Below are 20,284 nucleotides of genomic sequence, written 5' to 3' on the forward strand. Positions count from 1 at the left end.
ACGCATTTGCCGCTACTTCATCAGCCGTTTGCGATTCTGTCGCACCTTGCGGGCCAGAGGAGCGAGCGAGGCGTCCATGATCTGATCCGGGCTTTTGCCCAGCATCATGGCCTGCGTCCCGGCGGTGAAGGCTTTGACCATGGCCGGGCCTTTCTCGGCCACCATGCGGTTGTTCTCACCGGGGCGGGCGGGCAGCGCGCCTGCCATGCCCAAGAGGCGCAGCGACATCACGATCTGGGTTTCCACCGCGAGGGCGGCGATCTGGCTTTGCAGGGCGAAGAGGGCGAAGGGGGTCATATGGAACACTCCAATGGGGTGATCATGATGTAGTCTCTGCACCGCAGCATGGTAGGGTTTATTTGCGCGGGCCTGCATTCCCTTGCCCCTTGGCACGGAATATTAGATAAAGCCCGAGGTTATTGAAGCGAGAGTCCCGAAATGCGCGCACGTATCTACCAACCCGCCCGTACAGCGATGTCCTCCGGCACGGCCAAGACCCGTGTCTGGCTGCTTGAGTTTTCGCCCGCGGAAGCGCGCAGGGTCGATCCGCTGATGGGCTGGACATCTTCCGATGATACGCAAAGCCAAGTGCGCTTGCAGTTCGACACCCGCGAAGCCGCCGAAGAATACGCCCGCGATCATGGCATCGACGCGCAGGTGCAACTGCCCAACAAGCGCAAGCCCAACGTCCGCCCCGGCGGCTATGGCGAGAATTTCGCGACCGGTCGCCGTGGGGCGTGGACGCACTGAGGGTGTGAAGGTGGTCGCTTGCTTGCGCGGGCCATGCGCCCGCCCTTCGGCCCGCGCCACTATTCATCTGACCGCGTAGCAGGTAGCACCACATTTTCGCGCGGTGGCGTGCAGCCCCGCGACGATCGATACTGACGCCCGCCGGGCGTTTTCATTTCGGTTCAAAGCTTTCCCTTGTCTGCCGACGCGTTAGTTGTTGAACATGCAAACGAGGGGGACAAGAATATGACCGCAATCGTCGATTTCCTGAACACCGTCTTATGGGGCTACGTCCTCGTATATGGCCTGCTGGCTGTCGGGCTTTACTTCACCTGGCGCACTGGTTTCCTGCAATTCCGGTATTTCGCCGAATTCTTTCGCGTGGTCAGATCCTCGCGTGACACTTCCGCCGCGGGCATTTCACCATTTCAGGCGCTGACGATCTCTCTCGCCAGCCGGGTCGGTACGGGCAACCTCGCCGGGGTGGCCGTGGCGATCTATCTCGGCGGGCCGGGGGCTGTGTTCTGGATGTGGGTTGTGGCGCTCGTCGGCATGGCGACGGCCTATGCGGAATCGACCTTGGCGCAGCTTTACAAGGTTCGGAACGCGGATGGGCAATACCGTGGCGGGCCGGCCTTCTACATGTCCCGGGGCATCGGGTCGAACGCCATGGGCTATGTCTTTTCGGTCTGCCTTATCATCAGCTTCGGCCTGATCTTCTCGGCGGTGCAGGCAAACTCGATCTCCGTCGCGATGGAGGAAGCCTTTGCCATTCCCAAACTCGTCACCGGCCTTGTCGTCGGCGGTTTCGCGGGTATCGTCATCTTCGGCGGGATCAAATCCATCGCGCGTGTCGCGGAAAAGATCGTTCCTGCCATGGCCGGGCTCTATATCGTCGTGGCGTTGCTCGTCGTGGTTCTGAACATCGCCGATGTGCCCGCCATGCTGGCCTTGATCGTCAAATCGGCCTTTGGTTTCGAAGCGGCGGCAGGCGGCTTTACGGGGGGCTTCATGGTGGCCCTGCTCAACGGTGTGAAGCGCGGTCTGTTCTCGAATGAGGCGGGCATGGGCTCGGCCCCGAACATCGCCGCCGTCGCGGTGCCCGATCCGCACCATCCGTCCAGTCAAGGGCTGGTGCAGGGGCTTGGCGTCTTTATAGATACGCTGGTGATCTGCACGGCCACGGCGCTGATGATCTTGCTCTCGGGCGTGGTCGACTATTCCGAAGGTGCGGCGACCGGCATGGCGCTGACCCAGATCGCTTTGGAGCAGCATATCGGCGCATTCGGCCCGATCTTCATCGGGATCGCCATCTTGTTCTTCGCCTTTACCTCGATCATCGGGAATTATTCCTATGCCGAGAACGCGATGGAGTTCCTTGGGATGGGCAAGCGTATCCCGCTTCTCGTGCTGAAGGCGCTGGTGATCGCGATGGTGGTCTGGGGCTCGTTGCAGGCGGTCACGACCGTGTTCAACTTCGCCGATGCCTCCATGGCGCTGATGGCGACGGTCAACCTGATCGCCATCCTGATCCTGTCCAAGACCGTCGCCAAACTCACGCGGGACTATTTCGCGCAGCGTAAGGCGGGGAAAGAGCCGATGTTCAGGATCGCCGAATATGCCGAGCTTGGCGATGGCGTGGATCACACGATCTGGAACAGCAATGTTGCCCGTGAAACGGAAGGCGCCAAGCCCGACTGAACGCGACAGAAGGCGAGGGGGTGGCCCCTCGCCTTTACTGTTCCGCGCGTGATGTTCGTTATTCTACGAGAAGATGCGACAGGTCGCAGCGGGCGAGGGCCGCGTTCAGTTCTCTCAGAGCGGCGTCGAGTATGCCGCCTTCGTCCAGCGCCGTTTTGCGGTTTCTCATGCGGACTTCCCCATTTACGATGACCGTATGCACATCCGCGGCATTGGCGAATTGCGCGACCGTGGTCAGGGGCATCATCGGCGGGTAGAGATGCGGTTTGCGGCGGTCGAGCATGACGATATCCGCCTTCTTGCCCGGTTCGAGTGAGCCAAGGTCCGCCTCCATCCCAATCGCCTTGGCGGCGTCGATGGTGCACATTTCCAAGACATCACGCGGCATCATCACCTCCGGGTCGCGGAAGTGGCGGCGGTGGTAGTGCAGGCATTGGGCCATGTGGCGGAACATGTCATAGCCCCGGTCCGGCGCTGCGGCGTCCGAGCCGAGGGCCACGTTCACCCCCATTTCGCGCAGTTCGGGCGCGGGGCAGCGGCCCAGAACCGACATGATGGCCGAGGGGTTGTGAACGATCGACGCGCCACTGCGTTTGGCCGCGGCCATATCCTCAGGGGTGAGGTCGACCGAATGGGACAGATAGGCCCATGGGCCAAGAATGCCGAGGTTTTCGGCCAGCGCGATGGAGCCGGACCGGTGCCCATCCTGAGTGAACAGCAGCCCATGTTTTTCGCGCAGTTCCATCGCGGCGCGGCACATCGCGCGGATGTCCTCGGGGGCCTGCGCAAAGTCCTCGGGCGAATAGACCGGCATGATGAGGCAGACCCCCGCGCCATCGTTCAAGAAACCCCCGTTGGTTTGCGCGAGTTCAGCGCAGACCTCTAACTGATCCTCGAAGGACAGGCTGACCTCCCGGTCAAGGTCCAGACTGCGGTAGGTCTTGGGGAAGGGGCGGCGGTTCAGGCCCGCGGCGAGCATCGTTCGGATGCCGATCTCGCGCGTGGCCTCGCAATGCAGATTGCCCGCCTCGACCGTATCGGTGCGGTAATGATCCGCCCCGCCGCCGAGCAGCATCGTGCAGGTGGTGATCCCCGCCTTCAGCCGCTCAAGCCCCGAAAGCCGGGCTTCGGCCTGCCAGAATGCGGGGGTGGAGCCGCGGGTGTAGATCGTCTCGCAGGCTTGAAACCACGCATCGCCATCGCCGCCGCCAAGGTTGCGCGTCAGCCCGTGGCCTGCGTGGGCATGGCTGTCGATCAGCCCCGGCAGGGTGATCATATCGCGCCCGTCGATCACCTCGGCGGTCTCGGGGAGGGGCACATTGCCTGCAGGGCCGACGGCGGTGATACGGTCGTTTTCGAACAGCACGGTGGCATCGTCGATGACACGTCGCTCCGCGTCCATCGTGATGGCGGTGGTGTGGGTGATCGCATGGCTGGTCATTACAGGTCCTCGCTCAACGCGGCCCCGAGGACATCGTCCTGCGCCGCAGCGCCGTCTTGCGAGGCTTCAAGTTTCAAAGTGCGCTCCGCTTCCAAAAGATGGGCCTCCATCTCCGTCATCGCGGTGTCGAAATCCCCGGCGGCGAGGGCCGCGACGATGGCGGCATGTTCGTCCGGGCCGCATTGCGTATCGCATTTCGGTTTGAACACGGCCGTGACCAAGGTGCTTTTTGAAACGAGGTCGCGCAGGATATCGGCCAAGAGGGGAGAGGCGGCGAGTTCGGCCAGCAGCATATGAAAGGCGCCCGAGAGCCGGATGATACGCGCCGTGTCTCCAGCCGCCAGCGCTTCGCGTTCTTCGGCGATATGGGCTTCCAAGGCGGCCAGTTTTTCTTGCGCGCCGTGTTTCTTCAGCGCTTCGATCACGCCGCGTTCCACGACGCGGCGGGTGAAAAAGACATCGCGGGCTTCGTCGACCGATGGTGTGGTGACAAAGGCGCCGCGGTTCGGGATGTGGCTGACCAGCCCGTCATGGGTCAGTTGGTCCAACGCCCGCCGAATGCGCGGACGGCTGGCGCCAAAGATTTCGCACAGCCGTTCCTCTTTCAATCGCGTGCCGGGCGGCAGGCGACGTTCGGCGATGGATTTCCAGATCCGTTCATAGATCTGCTTCTCCGTGAGCTTTGCTCCTGTCACCTATCGGCCCCCCTCAAATCTTTATTTACTGAATTTGCCTCAATAGTCGTCGAAACGCCCGATAAAGTGCAAGCAATTAATGTCAGCACAAATTGTTAACAATAATTGTAGACAGAAAAATGGAATCGTGCCAGCCTAGCTTTAGTCGCTGTGATGCAGGTCCGCTGTGCTCGCAGGGCGGCACGAACAGGGAGATAACAATGACACCGCGCAAATTTCTATTCACCTCGGCTCTGGCACTCAGCTGCGCTGGCATGGCGCAGGGCGAGACCTTCCGCCTAGGCGCCAATGGCGACCTCTACGGTCTCGACCCGCATTCGATGACCGACAGTTTCACCGTCTCTTTTTTGAACCACGTCTATGAGGCGCTGGTCCGCTATGACGCCGATCTCAAAATCGAACCGGCGCTCGCCACCAGTTGGGAGCAGATCGATGAGACCACCGTGCGCTACAAACTGCGCGAGGGGATCAAGTTCCACGACGGGCAGGATTTCTCAGCCGAAGACGTGGTGGCCTCGGTCAAACGGGCGGCGCATGAAGATTCCCCCATTCGCGGCAATATCGCCGGTCTGGTCGATGCCAAGATGGTCGATGAGATGACCGTCGATCTCATGCTCGACGGCCCGAACCCCCTTTTGAATAACTTCCTGACCAATGTGCTGATCTTCGACAGCGGCTGGCTTGAGGAACATGATGCGCTTGACCCGATCGACGCGCAGAAGGGCGAAGAGGGCTACACCACCTCCAACGCCAATGGCACCGGCCCCTTCCGCTTTGAATCCCGTACCCCGGACGCGCAGACCGTGCTGACCGTGAACGAGGATTGGTGGGACGAGCCGCAGCACAACCTGACCCGGATCGAGTTGAACCCGATCAACTCCGATGCGACCCGCGTGGCGGCGATGCTCTCGGGCGAGCTGGACATGATCGTGCCCTCGCCCTTGCAGGACGCCAAGCGGATCGAGGCGACCGAAGGCATGCATGTGCTCGAAGCGCCGGGCCTGCGCGCGATCATGATGGGCATCAACATGTCCGACACATCCAACAACCCAAATCAGGACGGCAACCCGCTGCAAAAGGTCGAGGTCCGTCAGGCGCTGGTTCATGCGATCAGCTATGACCTGCTGCGCGACAAGATCATGCGCGGCAAATCCCGCAACCTCGGCGGTTTGCTGGCCCCGCAGGTGCCGGGCTTTGACGAAGGGGTCGATGAAATCCCCGCCTATGATCCCGAAAAGGCCAAGCAGATGCTGGCCGATGCCGGATACCCCGAAGGCTTCAGCCTGAACATGAACTGCCCCAATGACCGCTACGTCAACGACGCGGCGATCTGTCAGGCGCTGGCGGCGATGTTTGCCCGCGTCGGCGTCAAGGCAGACCTCACGGCAGAGACCAAGGCGATCCACTTCGAGCGCGCCCGCGCCAATGAGACCGACATGTTTATGCTGGGCTGGGCCACGCTGCCGATGCTCGACGGCTTCTCGGTGCTCTCGGCCATGCTGCACACGCCTGAAGGGCAGATGGGCACATGGAACCCCGGCGGCTATTCCAACCCCGAGGTTGACCGTCTGACCAAGGCCGTGGCGACCGAGCTGGATGCCGAAAAGCGGATGGAGATGATGGTCGAAGCCTTCCGCATCGCCGATCAAGAGGTGGCATGGTTGCCGCTGCACGCCCAGCCCCTGTCGTGGGCCGCGCGCGATGCGGTGAAGATCCCCCAGACCGCGGATGACAAACCGCGCCTCTGGCTCGCCCGGATCGAGTAACCTGCCCGCGGGCGGGCGCCCCTCCCCACGCCCGCCCACCGATAACCTTGCCAGCCGGAGGCCAGCATGTTCGCCTTTCTTATCCGCCGCATCATACAGGCCGCGCTGGTGATGCTCGTCGTCGCCTCGATCGCCTTTCTGATGTTCCGCTTTCTGGGTGACCCGATTTCCAACCTTCTGCCCGAAGACGCCACCGTGCAGGACCGCGCCGAGATGCGCGAGAAACTGGGGCTCAACGACCCCGTTCTGGTGCAATACGGGCGTTTTATCGCAGATGCGGCGCAGGGCGACTTTGGTCAGTCCTATCGCAACAACCGCCCCGTCTCGGACCTTCTGGCCGAACGCTTTCCCGCCACCGCCGAGCTGGTGCTGGTCGCCGCCGGTCTGGCGCTGGCGCTTGGGGTGCCCTTGGGCATCTATACCGCCCTCAACCCGCGCGGCTGGCTGAGCCAAGGGTTGCAGGTGATCTCGCTCTTAGGGATCTCGGTGCCCACCTTCGTCACCGGCATTCTGCTGATCCTTGTCTTCTCGGTCTCGCTGGGATGGCTGCCAAGCTTCGGGCGCGGCAAGGTGGTCGATCTCGGCTGGTGGACCACGGGGTTTCTGACGGTATCCGGCCTTAAGGCGCTGATCCTGCCCGCGATCATGCTGGCGCTGTTCCAGATGACGCTGATCATGCGGCTGGTGCGGGCCGAGATGCTGGAGGTGCTGCGCGCGGATTACATCAAGTTCGCCAAGGCCCGCGGCATCCCGAACCGCATGCTGCATTTCAAATACGCGCTGAAGAACACGCTCATCCCGGTAATGACGATCTTTGGTCTGCAACTGGGCGGGCTCATCGCCTTTGCCATCATCACCGAGACGGTCTTTCAATGGCCGGGGATGGGCTTCCTGTTCATTCAGGCGGTGAACTTCACCGATGTCCCCGTGATGGCCGCCTATCTGGTGCTGGTGTCCTTCATCTTCGTCGTCATCAACACGCTGGTCGACCTTTTGTACAACGTCGCCGACCCGCGCCTGCGGGCCGAAAGAACGCCCGCGCGCGGCGTCTGAGGAGGTTCCCCCATGTCAAACTTCATGCCCATGCTCTACGCCTTCTGGGACAGCGATATCACCTACAGCTTCCGCAAGTCGCGCGTGGCGGTGATCTCGGCGCTGGTGCTGCTGGCGATGTTCCTCACGGCGATCTTCGCCCCGAGCCTTGCGCCGCAGGACCCGTTCAACATCGCCGAGCTGGACCTTTTCGACAGTGAGTTGCCCCCGGCCTGGGCCGAGGGCGGCAGCGCCGCCTACCTGCTTGGCACCGACACGCAGGCCCGCGATGTGCTCTCGTCGATCATGTACGGGATGCGGATTTCCCTGCTGGTCGGTTTTGCCAGCGTCATCCTCGCCGCCGTGATGGGCGTGGCGCTTGGCCTTTTGGGCGGCTTTCTCGGCGGGATCGTCGATGCGGTGCTGATGCGGATCGCCGATGTGCTGCTGAGCTTTCCGCCCATCCTTGTGGCGCTTTTGATCAACGGCATTCTGCGCGGTGCGCTGCCCAGTTCGGCGCAGGCCGAGTCGGCGCTCATTGTGCTGATCCTGTCGATCGGGCTGACCAACTGGGTGCAATATGCCCGCACCGTGCGCGGCTCGACCATGGTGGAACGTCGCAAGGAATATATTGAAGCGGCGCGCACCCTCGGCACCGGCAAGCTGGCAATCATGATCAAACATATCCTGCCCAATGTGCTGGGGCCCGTGCTGGTCATCGCCACGATCAACCTCGGCATGGCGGTGCTGACCGAGGCGACGCTGAGCTTTCTCGGTGTCGGCATGCCGCCCACCCAGCCGTCGCTCGGCACGTTGATCCAGATCGGCAACGAATTCCTGTTCTCGGGCATCTGGTGGGTCGTCGTCTTTCCCGCCGCGGCATTGGCGATCCTTGTGCTGGCGGTCAACCTGCTGGGCGACTGGCTGCGCGATGCGCTCAACCCCAAACTGCGCTGAGGTAATCCCATGTCACTTCTTGAACTGGACAACATCGTTGTCGAATTCCCCACCCGGCGCGGTCCGCTGGAGGCCGTCAAGGGGCTGAGCCTCGACCTCGACGAAGGCGAGATCCTCGGGCTGGTCGGTGAATCCGGCGCAGGCAAGTCGATCACGGGGGCGGCGATCACCGGGCTGATTGAACCGCCCGGCCTGATCCGCTCGGGCGAGGTGCGGCTGCGCGGCGCGCGGATCGACAACTTGCCCGCCGACAAGATGCGCCGCATTCGCGGCAAGGAGATCGGCGCGATCTTTCAGGACCCGCTGACCAGCCTGAACCCAGTCTATACCGTGGGCGAGCAGCTGATCGACACGATGCGCGTGCATCTCGGCCTCGACCAGAAGACCGCCCGCCAGCGGGCCATCGACTGGCTGGCCGAAGTCGGCATCCCGGCCCCCGAGGCGCGGCTCGACCAATATCCGCACCAGTTCTCGGGCGGAATGCGGCAGCGGGTGGTGATCGCGCTGGCGCTCTGTGCCGAGCCCAAGCTCATCATCGCGGATGAGCCGACCACGGCGCTTGACGTCAGCGTGCAGGCGCAGATCCTTTCCCTGTTGAAGCGGCTCTGCCGCGAGAACGGCACGGCGGTGGTGCTGGTGACCCACGACATGGGCGTGATCGCCGAGACGGCGGACCGCGTTGCGGTGATGTATGCCGGGCGGCTGGTTGAGATCGGCGATGTGAAACAGGTCATCGAAGAGCCGCTGCACCCCTATACCCGCGGCCTCATGGCCTCGATCCCGCAGATCGGCATCCGCGACCGGCGGCTCACGCAGATCGAAGGCGCCATGCCCGGGTTGCGCAATCCCGCGCCCGGCTGTGCCTTTGCGCCGCGCTGCCCCCGGGCGATGGACCATTGCCACAGCATCCGCCCCGCGCCGCAGGACGCCGGCACCGGCCAAGTCGCCTGCCACCTTTACGGAGAGACGTCATGACACCCCAGATCACCCCCGACGACATCCTCAGCGTGCAGAACATCTCGAAACGCTTCGACGTGTCCGAACCCTTCCTCAACCGGCTGTTGGAGCGCCGCCCGCGCCGTATCCTGACGGCGGTGAACGACATCAGCTTTGAGGTGCCGCGCGGCAAGACCTTTGCCGTGGTGGGCGAGTCGGGCTGCGGCAAATCCACCGTGGCGCGGCTGTTGATGGGATTGCACAGCCCGAGCGGCGGCACAATCCGGTTCGAGGGGGACGACATCACCCATATGCCTCCCGGCAAACCCGCCGCCCTGCGCCGCCGAATGCAGATGATCTTTCAAGACCCCTATGCCTCGCTCAACCCGCGTTGGCGCGTGCGCGACATCATCGGCGAGCCGCTCAAGAACTTCGGCATCTGCAAGACCCGGGCCGAGGTCACCCGCGAGGTCGAAAAACTGCTGAGCCAGGTCGGTCTGAACCCCGCCGATGCCAAGAAATTCCCGCATGAGTTCTCGGGCGGCCAACGCCAGCGCCTGTCCATCGCCCGCGCGCTCACGACACGCCCCGAACTGCTGATCTGCGACGAGCCGACCTCGGCGTTGGATGTGAGTGTGCAAAGCCAGATCCTCAATCTGATGAAGGACCTGCAAGACGAGTTCAACATGAGCTACATCTTCATCAGCCACGATCTGGCGGTGGTCTGGTACATGGCCGACGTGCTGGCGGTGATGTATCTGGGCAAGATCGTCGAGGTCGGCCCGAAGGAGGAGATCTTCGGCAACCCGCAGCACCCTTACACGCGCCTGTTGATGGAAACCGTGCCGAAGCTGACCGTGGGCGGCGCCGAACGCGCGCCCGTGGCAGGGGAGGTGCCGAACCCGATCTCGCCGCCGCCCGGTTGCGCCTTTCACCCGCGTTGCCCGATGGCGAATGATACCTGCCGTAGCGTGGCCCCCGCGCTCAACCTGCGCGAGGGCGGGCAGAAGTCGGCTTGTCACGCGGCGGACGAGGGGCGGCTGAAGCCGTGGCTTCGTTTGGCGGCGGAGTAGGGGGGATGGAGTTCGATTTCACCACCCTGCCAGAACGCGACCGCTACCGGCTGCTGTCGAGCTTCGTGGCGCCGCGCCCCATCGCGCTGGTCACCACGTTGAGCGCCGATGGTGTGCCCAATGCCGCGCCGATGAGCTTTTTCAACGTCTTCTCGCAGGAGCCGCCGATCGTGATCCTTGGCATCCAGTGCCGTCCCGATGGCAGCATCAAAGACACGGTCACCAACATCGACCGGCGTCAGAGCTTTTGCGTCAATATGGTCGACATGGCGCTGGCCGAGGCGATGATTACCTGCGGGATCAGCTATGCGCCGGACGTGGATGAGATCGCGACCGCCGGGCTGACCATGACCCCCGCCAGCCAGATCGACGGTGGCTGGATCGCGGAAAGCCCCTGCGCCATGGAATGTGTGGTCGAAGAGACCATCCGCTATGCCCGGCGCGAGATCATTCTGGGCCGTGTCGTGCAGATGCATGTGCGCGACAACTGCCTTGACGAGGCGGGCCGCTATGTCAGGCCCGAAAATTACCAGCCCATCGCGCGGCTGCATGCCGACAATTACATCACCTCCGACCGGCAGTTCGAGCTCAAGGTTCCCGAGACGCCGCCGGTTGGCGTGACACAGAAAGCCAATTGATGAAAATTCACCTGATCAATCCAAACTCGACCGCGGGCATGACCGAGGCCATCGCCCGCACCGCCCGCGCCCAAGCCGGGCCGGGGGTCGAGGTCGTTGCCGCCACCGCGCGGGCGACACCGCCCAGCATCGAAGGCTATGCCGATGAGGCCCGCGCCGTGCCTGCCATGCTCGACGCGATTCTTGAGGCCGAAGCGGCGGGGGCCGCGGCCCATGTGATTGCCTGTTTCGATGATCCCGGTCTTGATGCTGCCCGGGCCGTGGCCAAGGGGCCGGTGATTGGTCTGTGCGAAGCCGCGCTCATTGCAGCCGGGCGGATCGCCAAACGCTTTTCGGTCGTCACCACCTTGCCCCGGGCCGTGCCGATCATCGAAGACCTTGGCGACCGCTACGGCTGTGGCCGCGCGCTCTGCGCCGTACATGCTGCCGACATCCCGGTGCTCGACCTCGAATATGCGCCGGTGCAGACCCTGCCGCTGATCGCCCGCAAGATCCGCCAGACGGTTGAGGAAGACCGGGCCGAGGCCGTGGTGCTGGGCTGCGCAGGCATGAGCGCGCATCTAGAGCAATTGGGCCGCGACGCGGGCGTGCCGGTGATCGACGGTGTAGGCTTTGCCATCCGCATGGCCGCTGGCCTTGCCGCGACCGGGCTGGTGACCGCCAAGACCGGCGCCTATGCCCTGCCGCGGGTCAAGCAAGTCGCCGCACCGCAAGCGCGCCTCGCCCCTCTGACACGATAGACAGGACAAGACATGACCAAGCCTTTGCTGCTCAAGAACCTCCGCCTCATGGGGGCGGATGCCGCCGATGTGCTGATCGAGGGCGGGCGCATCGCGCAGATCGCGCCTAAGATCACGCCGACGGGGGAGGTCTCCGTAGAGGATTGCGGCGGCGCGCTGGCGCTGCCGGGCCTCGTCGATGCGCATGCACATCTCGACAAGACGCTCTGGGGCATGCCCTGGCACCCGCATCAGCAGGGCAAAAGCCTGCAAGAGATGATCGACACGGAGCGGAAGTTGCGTCACGAGTTGGACATGGACGCAGAGCGGCAATCGGCACGGCAGGTGGCGCTGGCGCTGTCCAAGGGCACCACGGCGATCCGCAGCCATGTCGATATCGACACCGAACATGGGTTGAGCCTGCACCGGGGCGTGGCCGCCACCCGGGCGCGCTATGCGGATGTCATGCAGATCGAGACGGTCGCCTTTCCGCAATCGGGCCTGATGATCCGCCCCGGCACGCTGGAATTGATGGACGAAGCCCTGCACGAGGGCGCCGATATCGTCGGCGGGCTCGACCCCTGCGGCATTGACCGTGACCCCAAGGGGCAGCTCGACGCGGTCTTCGGGCTGGCAGAGAAACACGGCAAGCCGATCGACATTCATCTGCATGAGCCGGGGGAGATGGGGGCGTTTAGCCTTGAAATGATCCTCGACCGGACCGAGGCGCTGGCGATGCAGGGCAGGGTGACCGTCAGCCACGCCTTCTGCCTCGGCATGGGGGATCAGGCGCGGGTGGCGGAGCTGCTCGACCGGATCGGGGCGCTGGATGTCTCGCTGGCCACCACCGCGCCCGCTGCGCGCCCGGTGCCCTCGGTCGCCGCATGCCGCGAGCGTGGCATCGCGATCTGCGCGGGCAACGACGGCATCCGCGACACTTGGACCCCTTACGGCAACGCCTGCATGTTGGAGCGCGCGATGCTCGTCGGCCTGCGCAACAATTTTCGTGCGGATGTGGAGGTCGGCTGGGCGCTCGACACCTGCACCACCGAAGGCGCGAAGGTGATGGGGCTTGAGGGCTACGGCCTCGCCGAAGGCTGCCGCGCCGATCTGGTGTTGGTCGATGTCGAGGCCGTCTCGGAGGCCATCACCCAACGCCCGCCGCGCCGCTTGGCCCTGTCGGGCGGCCAGATCGTGGCCCGCAATGGCGAGACGGAGGCGACATGGCAGAGCGCTTGAAACGCAGCGCCCTGACCGCCGCTTGGGTCGTGGGGCATGAGGACGGGCAACATTGCCTTTACCGCAATGGCACCGTGGTCGTGGAAGGCGAAAAGGTACTGCACGTCGGCCATGATTTCGCAGGCGACGTGGCCGAGACAATCGACTTCGGCGAGGCACTGATCGGGCCGGGGTTCATCGACCTTGATGCGCTGGCCGATCTCGACACCACTGTGCTTGGCTATGACAACCATCCGCCGGAGTTGAAGGGCCGCGTCTGGCCCGAGAGCTACATGGCCACTGGCCCGCGCGAAATGTACACGCCCGAGGAACTGGCCTTTCAGAAACGCTATGCCTTCACCCGGCTGATCCGCAACGGCATCACCACGGCGCTGCCCATTGCCTCGCTTTTCTACCGCGCTTGGGGCGAGACGGCAGAGGAATTCGACGCCGCGGCAGAGGCGGCGGCGGACCTCGGGCTGCGGGTCTACCTTGGCCCCGCCTATCGCAGCGGCAATCTGGTGGTGAATGAAGATCGGCAAATCGGTTTTCACTATGATGAACCGCGCGGCTTTGCGGGTCTGGCCGAGGCCGAAGCCTTTGTCGCGCGGCACGAAAATAGCCACGGCGGGCTGATCCGCACCATGTTGGCCCCCGACCGGATCGAGACCTGCACGCCCGAGCTTCTGCGCCGCAGCGGGGCGGCTGCCCGCGATCTTGGCGTGCCGATCCGCCTGCATTGCTGCCAGTCGCGGCTGGAATATGATCTGGTGCTACAACAGCTTGGCAAAAGCCCGTTGGAACTGCTGCGCGATACCGGTTTTTTTGCTCCGTCCACAATCCTGCCCCATGGGCTGTTCCTGTCGGGCCTCAACGGCATCACCCATGCCGCGCCTGATCTCGAAATCCTGACGGCCTCCGGTGCCGCCCTTGCCCATTGCCCGCTGGTGATGGCCCGTAGCGGCAAGATCATGCAGTCCTTCGCACGGTTCCGCGACCTTGGCGTCCCCATCGGTATGGGCACCGACACGCATCCCGCCGACATGATCCAGAACATGGCTCTGGGCGTGATGACCGCCCGTATCGCGGAGGGTGATCCGACCGCCGTCCGCGCCGCCGATTTCTATGATGCCGCCACCCTCGGCAGCGCAGCGGCGCTGAACCGTCCTGATCTGGGCCGGCTGGCCCCGGGGTCCGCCGCCGACCTGAACGTCATCCGGCTGGACAGCCCCGACATCGGGCAGCGCATCGACCCCATTCAGACGATCCTGCTTAACGGCTCAGGCCGCGACGTATCGGATGTGATGATCGCGGGGCGGTTCGTCATGCGCGATGGTGTCATCCCCGGCGTCGACGACATGGCCTATCACGCCAAAGCGCAGGCGCAGTTCGATCGGATGGTCGCGCAATATCCTGACAGGACGTTGTTTCATCCCCCGGTGGAGGAGATTTTCGGGGGCAGCTACGGGATCAAAGACGCCTAGCCGCTGTGGACGACGCCCGCGTCCGCCTGAGTTATCTTTAGAAAATGGCCCGCCTCACAGTAGATGCGGGCCATCGGCGTCACACTTTGAGGCTAGCTCACGCCCCCCACAGTCGCGTGCAAACCGGGGCAATCTCACCTTCGATCGCGGCCATCGCGTCAACGATCAGGTCCTCGCGCCAGCGGCGGCCTGCGATTTGCACGCCGATGGGCTGCGGGCCTTGGGGCAGTTCCGCGATATGCGTGGGGATGTTGCCCGCGGGCAGGCCGGTGAAGTTCATGACGAAGGACCAAAGCCCCTTGCCCAAGACTTCGCGCACGCCCTCAGGGCCTTCGGTGTCGCGCCCGGCGGCGAAGAAGGGGGCGAACATGAAGGGGGTCAGCACGAGGGGGTAGTCCTCAAGAAACAGCGACCATTCGCGCGCGTAATGGGTGCGTTTGGCCAGCATGGCGAGCTGTTCGGTGCCTTTGAAGGGCGGGTATTCGGCGTAGTAATCCTCAAAGATCGCCTTCAGATCGTCGGAGCCATGGGCACGGATGTCCTCGCCCATCAGCGCTTCGACTTCACCCATCAGGGCGCGATAGCCGTTTTTGCCAGCTTCATAGGCAAGGGGCGGTTCCACCTCTTCGACGGCGTAGCCTGCGTTGGACAGGGCAGAGGCGGCTTTGTCGAGCGCGGTGGCCACATCCGGGTGCAGGCCAAAGCCGAAATCATCGCGGGTGAAGGCCACTCGGATCGGGCCTTCGATCGGCGCGCCACGCCATGGCATCGGCACATGGAAAGGGTCGCGCGCATCTGCGGCGATCAGGCTTGGCATCGACAGATGCAGGTCCGCCGCCTTGCGCACGATCAGCCCCTGCACCGACATGGATTGCGCCAAGAGACCGCGCTCGGCCTTTTGGCTGGGGTTGTAGGCGGGCACGCGGCCCAACCCCGGCTTGACCGTCACCGCGCCATTGGCCGAGGCCGGGAAACGTAAGGAGCCGCCGATGTCGTTGCCATGGGCCAGCGCGCCGATCCCGGCCATGACAGCCGCCCCCGCCCCACCGGAGGAGCCGCCCGCCGAAAGGTGCTGCCCCCACGGGTTATGGGTGCGCCCATAAAGCGGGTTGTCGGTATCGGCGCGAAAGGAAAACTCCGGCGTGTTGGTGCGCCCGATCACGATGGCACCCGCCTGTTTGAGGTTGCGCACCACCGGCGCATCCTCGGGCGCGATGATGTCTTTGAAGGCAGGCACGCCGTTGCTTGTGGCATGGCCCTTTTGATCGACGTTGATCTTGATCGTGACCGGAACACCATGCAGCGGCCCTTTGGGCGCGTCGCTTTTGTCGAGGGCGGCAGCCTCGGCGCGGGCCTCATCGGCGAGGGTCTCGACCACCGCGTTCAAAGCCGGATTGACCTCTTCCATGCGGGCAATCGCCGCCTCGGTCGCTTCAACCGCCGAGAGTTTTCCTGCGCGGGTCGCGCTTGCGATTTCCTGCGCGTCCCATTGCCAAAGCGGTTTACTGTCGGTCATTCCGGTTCCTTTCAATCAGTCGTTTTCAAAGCGGCATCCGCACTCTGATGGCGCGAACTTCGGAGAAAGAATTTAGCAACGCAAGTAAATTCGCGGCGAAACCCTTTGCCGAAGGCGAGGGTGGCTATATTCGAGGCTTTGGGCGGTCACCCGGCCATGATGGCACTGGCGGCCTCTATGGCGAGGGGGGCAGCCTTGGCGACAAATTCCTCCGGCGTGTATTCCGAGAGGGAGCCTGCGAGATGTATCGCGCTGAGAGGCGCGCCGTTCCGGTCGGTGATGGCGACGCCCACCGCCACCTCGCCCAAAGCATATTCATCGCAGACCACGGCAAAGCGGTTTTCGCGGGCGATGCTAAGCTCGGCCATGATCGCTTCGGGGTCGGTCTTGGTGCTGGCGGTGAAGGGGTGCAAGGGCGCGCGGGTGAGAATTTCGCGCGCCGCGTCATCGGGAAGCTGTGCCAGCGCGGCACGTCCGCCCGCGGTGCAGAAGGTCGGCACGCTATGGCCCACGAGGGTGGCGAAAAAGGTCTCGCGTTTGCTTTGCATGCGCAGGGCATAGATCAGGCGCGTCTCGTCATAGAGGCTGAGATCGACCCGCTCGCGCAGGGATTTGCGCAGTTCCAGCAGGACCGGCGTGGCTTTCTGCACCACGGGGTCGAGCCGTAGCAGATCGAGCGTGTGATCGAGCAGACGAATGCCCGGCAGGTAGCCGCGGTCATCCCCGCTGCGCCGGATATAGCCGAGTTTGGTGAGCGTATGGACCAGCCGTTGTGCCGCGGATCGGTCGATGCCTGCGGTCTTGGCGATGTCGGAAAGGGTCATCGGCCCGGTCGCGTTGTGAAAGGCGCCCAGCACCTGCATTGCGCGATCTGCCGCCCGGACGAACAAACGGTCGTCCTCTGCCTGATTCTGCGCCGCCTGCGGGGCGTCTTCACGGAAAAATCTACTCATAAATGGCCTGTAGTTGACGAATCGTTAAAGCGCCGCTTACGCTTGCTGTGCACTATAGGTGTATTGCAATGCGATACACAATGGGCGTGGTCCCACGGATGACGGGGCCGAGAATGCGAAGGAGACAGGTTTGGAAAGTGGTTCTGGAATGCGCGTGGCTGTTGCGGGCTTTCTGCACGAGACGAACACATTCGCCCCCAATCCGGCGGATATGCAGGCTTTCCAACTGGGCGGTGGCTATGTCCCCATGGTGCGCGGCGCGGCGATGTTGCCCGCCTTCGAAGAGGTCAACCTCGGCATGGCGGGCGCGCTGCGGGTGGGCCAAGGGCAGGGCTGGGACATCGTGCCGATCCTCTGGGCGGGGGCGATCCCTTCGGCCCATGTCAGCCGCGACGCCTATGAGACGATTGCGGGTGAGATCATCGAAGGCATTCGGCAAGCCGGGCCGCTTGACGGGGTCTTCCTGGACCTGCACGGCGCCATGGTGGCGGAGCATCTCGACGATGGGGAAGGGGAGCTTGTCCGCCGTCTGCGTGCGGTCGTGGGGCCGGATGTGCCCATCGCCACGGCGCTGGATCTGCACGGCAATATCTCTGAAGATTTCGTTGCGAATGTCGATGTGCTCGTCGGATTTCGCACCTATCCGCATGTGGACATGGCCGATACCGGCGCTGCCGCGGCCCGCCAGCTCGACCGGATCATGACCACCGGCCAGCGCCCGGCCAAAGCCTTTCGCCAGATGTCATATCTTGTGCCGATCCCGTTTCAATCGACCGAAATGTCGCCGGGGCGTGAACTTTATGAGGGGGTCGCCGCCTGTGAAGCCGCGGGGGCGCTCTCGGCCAGCCTGTTCATGGGCTTCCCGGCGGCGGATATTCCCGATTGCGGCCCCGTGGCTGTTGCCTATGGCGAGACGCAGACCGCAGCAGACGCCGCCGCCGACAGGCTTGCCGCAGCCTATGAGGCGGCCGCGCCCGCATTTTTGGAAAACGAAGCCTATGATCCCGACAGGGCGGTGGCCGAGGCGCTGTCGCGTGCCGCCGGGCCGGGGCGCGGGCCTGTGGTCATCGCTGACACTCAAGACAACCCCGGCGCGGGCGGCGTATCGGCCACCACGGGCATGTTGCGCGCGCTCGTCAAGGCCGAGGCCCAGAACGCGGCCATCGGGTTGATCGTCGACCCCGCCGCCGCCGAAGCGGCGCATCAGGCCGGGGTCGGTGCCGAGGTTAACCTGCGCCTTGGCGGACATGCCGACATCACGGATGACGCGCCGTTTGAAACGACGGCGACGGTTCAGCATCTTTGCGACGGAACGCTGCGCGCGACCGGCCCCTATTATGGCGGCACGGCGCTGAACCTTGGCCCCTCGGCCTGCCTGCGCATCGGCGGGGTCCATGTCGTCGTGACCAGCCGCATCGCCCAGATGGCCGACCGCGAGATGTTCCGCTTTGTCGGTATCCAACCCGAAGAGATGGATCTCTTGGTGGTCAAAAGCTCCACCCATTTCCGCGCAGACTTTGCCCCCATCGCACGCGACATCCTTGTCGCCTGTGCGCCGGGGCCGATGCCGCTCAATCCGGCCGATTTGCCCTTCACGCGCCTGCGTGAGGGGCTTCGGTTGTCCCCGAATGGCCCCCGTTTCGGGGCCGACGGTGCCCAAAGCGCACCACCTGACCATGGCGGCAAGACCGCCTTGGCCCAATAAAAACCAAAAGATCACTCAACAAGGGAAAACCACATGATACCTCTACGATCGGCACTGAAACAGTCGCGCGGACTTGCCGCCGCCTTTGCCGCGACCACGGCGCTTTTGGCACCCGGCTCTCTGGCGGCGCAGGATGGCGAAACGACCATCACCGCGGTCATGCACTCGGGCCTGCGGGTTCTCGATCCGGTCATCACCACCGCGCATATCACCCGCAACCACGGTTATATGGTCTATGACGTGCTGACCGCCGTGGATGAGAATTTTGAGCCGCAGCCCCAGATGGCCAGCTGGGAGGTCTCGGATGACGGGCTCGTCTATACTTTCACCCTGCGCGATGGGCTGATGTTCCATGACGGCGCGCCGGTGACTGGCGAAGATGTCGTGGCCTCGCTCAAACGCTGGGGCAAGCGTGACGGCGGCGGGCAGTTGATCTTTGACGTGACCGAGAGCCTTGAGGCCAGTGACGAAAAGACCGTCGTCTGGACCCTGACCGAGCCTTTTGGCCCGCTTTTGTCGGTGATCTCCAAACAATCCGCCGTGCCGCCTTTCATCATGCCCAAGCGGGTGGCCGAAACCTCGGCGGATGAGACGATCACGGAATATATCGGCTCCGGCCCCTTCGTCTTTAACCAAGATGAATACGAGCCCGGCGTGAACGTCACCTATGAGAAGTTCGACGACTACGTCCCGCGTGACGAGGAAGCCTCGTGGATGGCGGGTGGCAAGGTGGTCAATGTCGACCGTGTGGTCTGGACCACGATGCCCGACGCGCTCACTGCGATCAACGCGCTCTCGGCGGGGGAGATTGACTATCTCGAACAGGTGCAGATCGACCTGCTGCCGATCCTCGACGCCAGCCCCGAGGTCACGGTCGAGACCCGCGATGACCTTGGCTATGTCACCATCGGTCGGCCCAACCACCTGCACCCGCCCTTTGACAACAAGCTGGTCCGTCAAGCGGCGATGGCGGCGCTGGACCAAGAGTCCATGCTGCAAACGATGCAGGGCGACCCGGCCTATTACAACGTCTGCGGCGCGATCTTTGGCTGTTCGACCCCTCTGGGCGACGAAGCGGATGCTGAGATCGTGACCGGCGGCGCGGATCCGGAAAAGGCCAAGGCCCTGCTTGAAGAGGCGGGCTATGATGGCACGCCCATCGTGCTGATGGCGCCGACGGATGTGATCAGCCTGATCAACCAGCCGGTGGTGGCCGCCCAAGCCCTGCGCGAGGCGGGTTTCGAAGTCGATATGCAGTCGATGGACTGGCAATCGGTCGTGCAGCGCCGCGCCCAGCAAAGCCCGGTCTCTGAGGGCGGCTGGAACATGTTCTTCACCAACTGGATGGTGCCCGAGATTTCGGACCCACTGACCAATGTGATGGTCAGTGGCCGTGGCGATGAGGCGTGGTTCGGCTGGCCCGATGACCCCAAGGTCGAAGAGCTGCGCGCGAAGTTCATGAAGGCCGAAGGGCCCGAGGCGCAAAAGGAAGTGGCCGTCGAGATCCAGAAACACGTCATGGATAACGTCAACTACATCATGATGGGTGAATATCTGATCCCGCAGGCGCGTCGCAACACGATCCAGAACATGCTGCCATCGCCCGTGCCGGTGTTTTGGAACATGACCAAAGAGGCGGAGTAATCCAGCCTCTCGGAGAGCGCGGCCGCCGCGCTCTCCACCGTCATCTCTGCCCGCAGGCAGCGCCCCCGCTTCCGGGC

The 20,284-nt window shown here is 63.8% G+C and carries 18 protein-coding genes; 13 read left to right on the forward strand and 5 right to left on the reverse strand.

Going from position 1 to position 20,284, the window contains the following annotated elements; genetic code table 11:
• Positions 1-12 precede the first annotated feature (12 nt).
• On the reverse strand, positions 13-297 hold the full coding sequence (locus ACGYLD_RS10205; protein WP_394402424.1) for an antifreeze protein: 285 nt from the start codon (positions 295-297) through the stop codon (positions 13-15).
• 141 nt (positions 298-438) lie between these two features.
• Between ACGYLD_RS10205 and ACGYLD_RS10210 the strand changes: the two genes are divergently transcribed.
• Together ACGYLD_RS10210 and ACGYLD_RS10215 are read left to right on the forward strand one after the other, a co-directional pair.
• Complete coding sequence (locus ACGYLD_RS10210) at positions 439-750, forward strand: ETC complex I subunit (RefSeq protein ID WP_067268114.1); 312 nt, start codon at positions 439-441, stop codon at positions 748-750.
• 225 nt (positions 751-975) lie between these two features.
• Entirely contained in the window at positions 976-2,430 is a 1,455-nt protein-coding gene (locus ACGYLD_RS10215; RefSeq protein WP_394402426.1) for an alanine/glycine:cation symporter family protein, read from the forward strand.
• Positions 2,431-2,488: 58 nt separating this feature from the next.
• Here the strand turns inward: ACGYLD_RS10215 and ACGYLD_RS10220 are convergent, their stop codons facing one another.
• The gene (locus ACGYLD_RS10220; protein ID WP_271692308.1) at positions 2,489-3,871 is read right to left on the reverse strand and encodes an amidohydrolase family protein; all 1,383 of its coding nucleotides are present in this window, start codon (positions 3,869-3,871) and stop codon (positions 2,489-2,491) included.
• Complete coding sequence (locus tag ACGYLD_RS10225) at positions 3,871-4,566, reverse strand: GntR family transcriptional regulator (protein WP_168613037.1); 696 nt, start codon at positions 4,564-4,566, stop codon at positions 3,871-3,873. The genes ACGYLD_RS10220 and ACGYLD_RS10225 overlap by 1 nt, the downstream gene beginning before the upstream one ends.
• Before the next feature lie 200 nt (positions 4,567-4,766).
• Between ACGYLD_RS10225 and ACGYLD_RS10230 the strand changes: the two genes are divergently transcribed.
• The 9 genes from ACGYLD_RS10230 (at position 4,767) to ACGYLD_RS10270 (ending at position 14,389) form a co-directional block, all read left to right on the forward strand.
• Positions 4,767-6,332 (forward strand): ABC transporter substrate-binding protein, encoded by a 1,566-nt coding sequence (locus ACGYLD_RS10230; protein WP_394402428.1) that lies wholly within the window; start codon positions 4,767-4,769, stop codon positions 6,330-6,332.
• A 66-nt stretch (positions 6,333-6,398) separates the two neighbouring features.
• Positions 6,399-7,385, forward strand: a complete 987-nt coding sequence (locus ACGYLD_RS10235; protein ID WP_168613039.1) for an ABC transporter permease — start codon at positions 6,399-6,401, stop codon at positions 7,383-7,385.
• Between the two features lie 12 nt (positions 7,386-7,397).
• Complete coding sequence (locus tag ACGYLD_RS10240; RefSeq protein ID WP_168613040.1) at positions 7,398-8,321, forward strand: ABC transporter permease; 924 nt, start codon at positions 7,398-7,400, stop codon at positions 8,319-8,321.
• Positions 8,322-8,330: 9 nt separating this feature from the next.
• Complete coding sequence (locus ACGYLD_RS10245) at positions 8,331-9,296, forward strand: ABC transporter ATP-binding protein (protein ID WP_209217103.1); 966 nt, start codon at positions 8,331-8,333, stop codon at positions 9,294-9,296.
• Entirely contained in the window at positions 9,293-10,330 is a 1,038-nt protein-coding gene (locus ACGYLD_RS10250) for an ABC transporter ATP-binding protein (protein ID WP_271688997.1), read from the forward strand. Before ACGYLD_RS10245 ends, ACGYLD_RS10250 begins: the two co-directional genes overlap by 4 nt.
• Positions 10,331-10,335: 5 nt before the next feature.
• On the forward strand, positions 10,336-10,968 hold the full coding sequence (locus ACGYLD_RS10255; RefSeq protein WP_168613626.1) for a flavin reductase family protein: 633 nt from the start codon (positions 10,336-10,338) through the stop codon (positions 10,966-10,968).
• Entirely contained in the window at positions 10,968-11,708 is a 741-nt protein-coding gene (locus tag ACGYLD_RS10260; protein ID WP_394402431.1) for an aspartate/glutamate racemase family protein, read from the forward strand. Before ACGYLD_RS10255 ends, ACGYLD_RS10260 begins: the two co-directional genes overlap by 1 nt.
• Positions 11,709-11,720: 12 nt before the next feature.
• Positions 11,721-12,926, forward strand: a complete 1,206-nt coding sequence (locus ACGYLD_RS10265; RefSeq protein WP_394402433.1) for an amidohydrolase family protein — start codon at positions 11,721-11,723, stop codon at positions 12,924-12,926.
• Entirely contained in the window at positions 12,911-14,389 is a 1,479-nt protein-coding gene (locus ACGYLD_RS10270) for a chlorohydrolase family protein (protein WP_394402435.1), read from the forward strand. Before ACGYLD_RS10265 ends, ACGYLD_RS10270 begins: the two co-directional genes overlap by 16 nt.
• 97 nt (positions 14,390-14,486) lie before the next feature.
• Here the strand turns inward: ACGYLD_RS10270 and ACGYLD_RS10275 are convergent, their stop codons facing one another.
• The gene (locus tag ACGYLD_RS10275) at positions 14,487-15,905 is read right to left on the reverse strand and encodes an amidase (protein ID WP_394402437.1); all 1,419 of its coding nucleotides are present in this window, start codon (positions 15,903-15,905) and stop codon (positions 14,487-14,489) included.
• A 146-nt stretch (positions 15,906-16,051) separates the two neighbouring features.
• Positions 16,052-16,858, reverse strand: a complete 807-nt coding sequence (locus tag ACGYLD_RS10280; RefSeq protein WP_209217109.1) for an IclR family transcriptional regulator — start codon at positions 16,856-16,858, stop codon at positions 16,052-16,054.
• A 148-nt stretch (positions 16,859-17,006) separates the two neighbouring features.
• Between ACGYLD_RS10280 and ACGYLD_RS10285 the strand changes: the two genes are divergently transcribed.
• Positions 17,007-18,563, forward strand: a complete 1,557-nt coding sequence (locus ACGYLD_RS10285) for a M81 family metallopeptidase (RefSeq protein ID WP_394402439.1) — start codon at positions 17,007-17,009, stop codon at positions 18,561-18,563.
• Positions 18,564-18,596: 33 nt separating this feature from the next.
• Entirely contained in the window at positions 18,597-20,207 is a 1,611-nt protein-coding gene (locus ACGYLD_RS10290; protein ID WP_394402441.1) for an ABC transporter substrate-binding protein, read from the forward strand.
• The last annotated feature ends 77 nt before the right edge of the window (positions 20,208-20,284 follow it).

The organism is Sulfitobacter sp. 1A12056, from assembly GCF_043558125.1.
In the GTDB taxonomy this organism is placed as follows: Bacteria; Pseudomonadota; Alphaproteobacteria; order Rhodobacterales; family Rhodobacteraceae; genus Sulfitobacter; species Sulfitobacter faviae.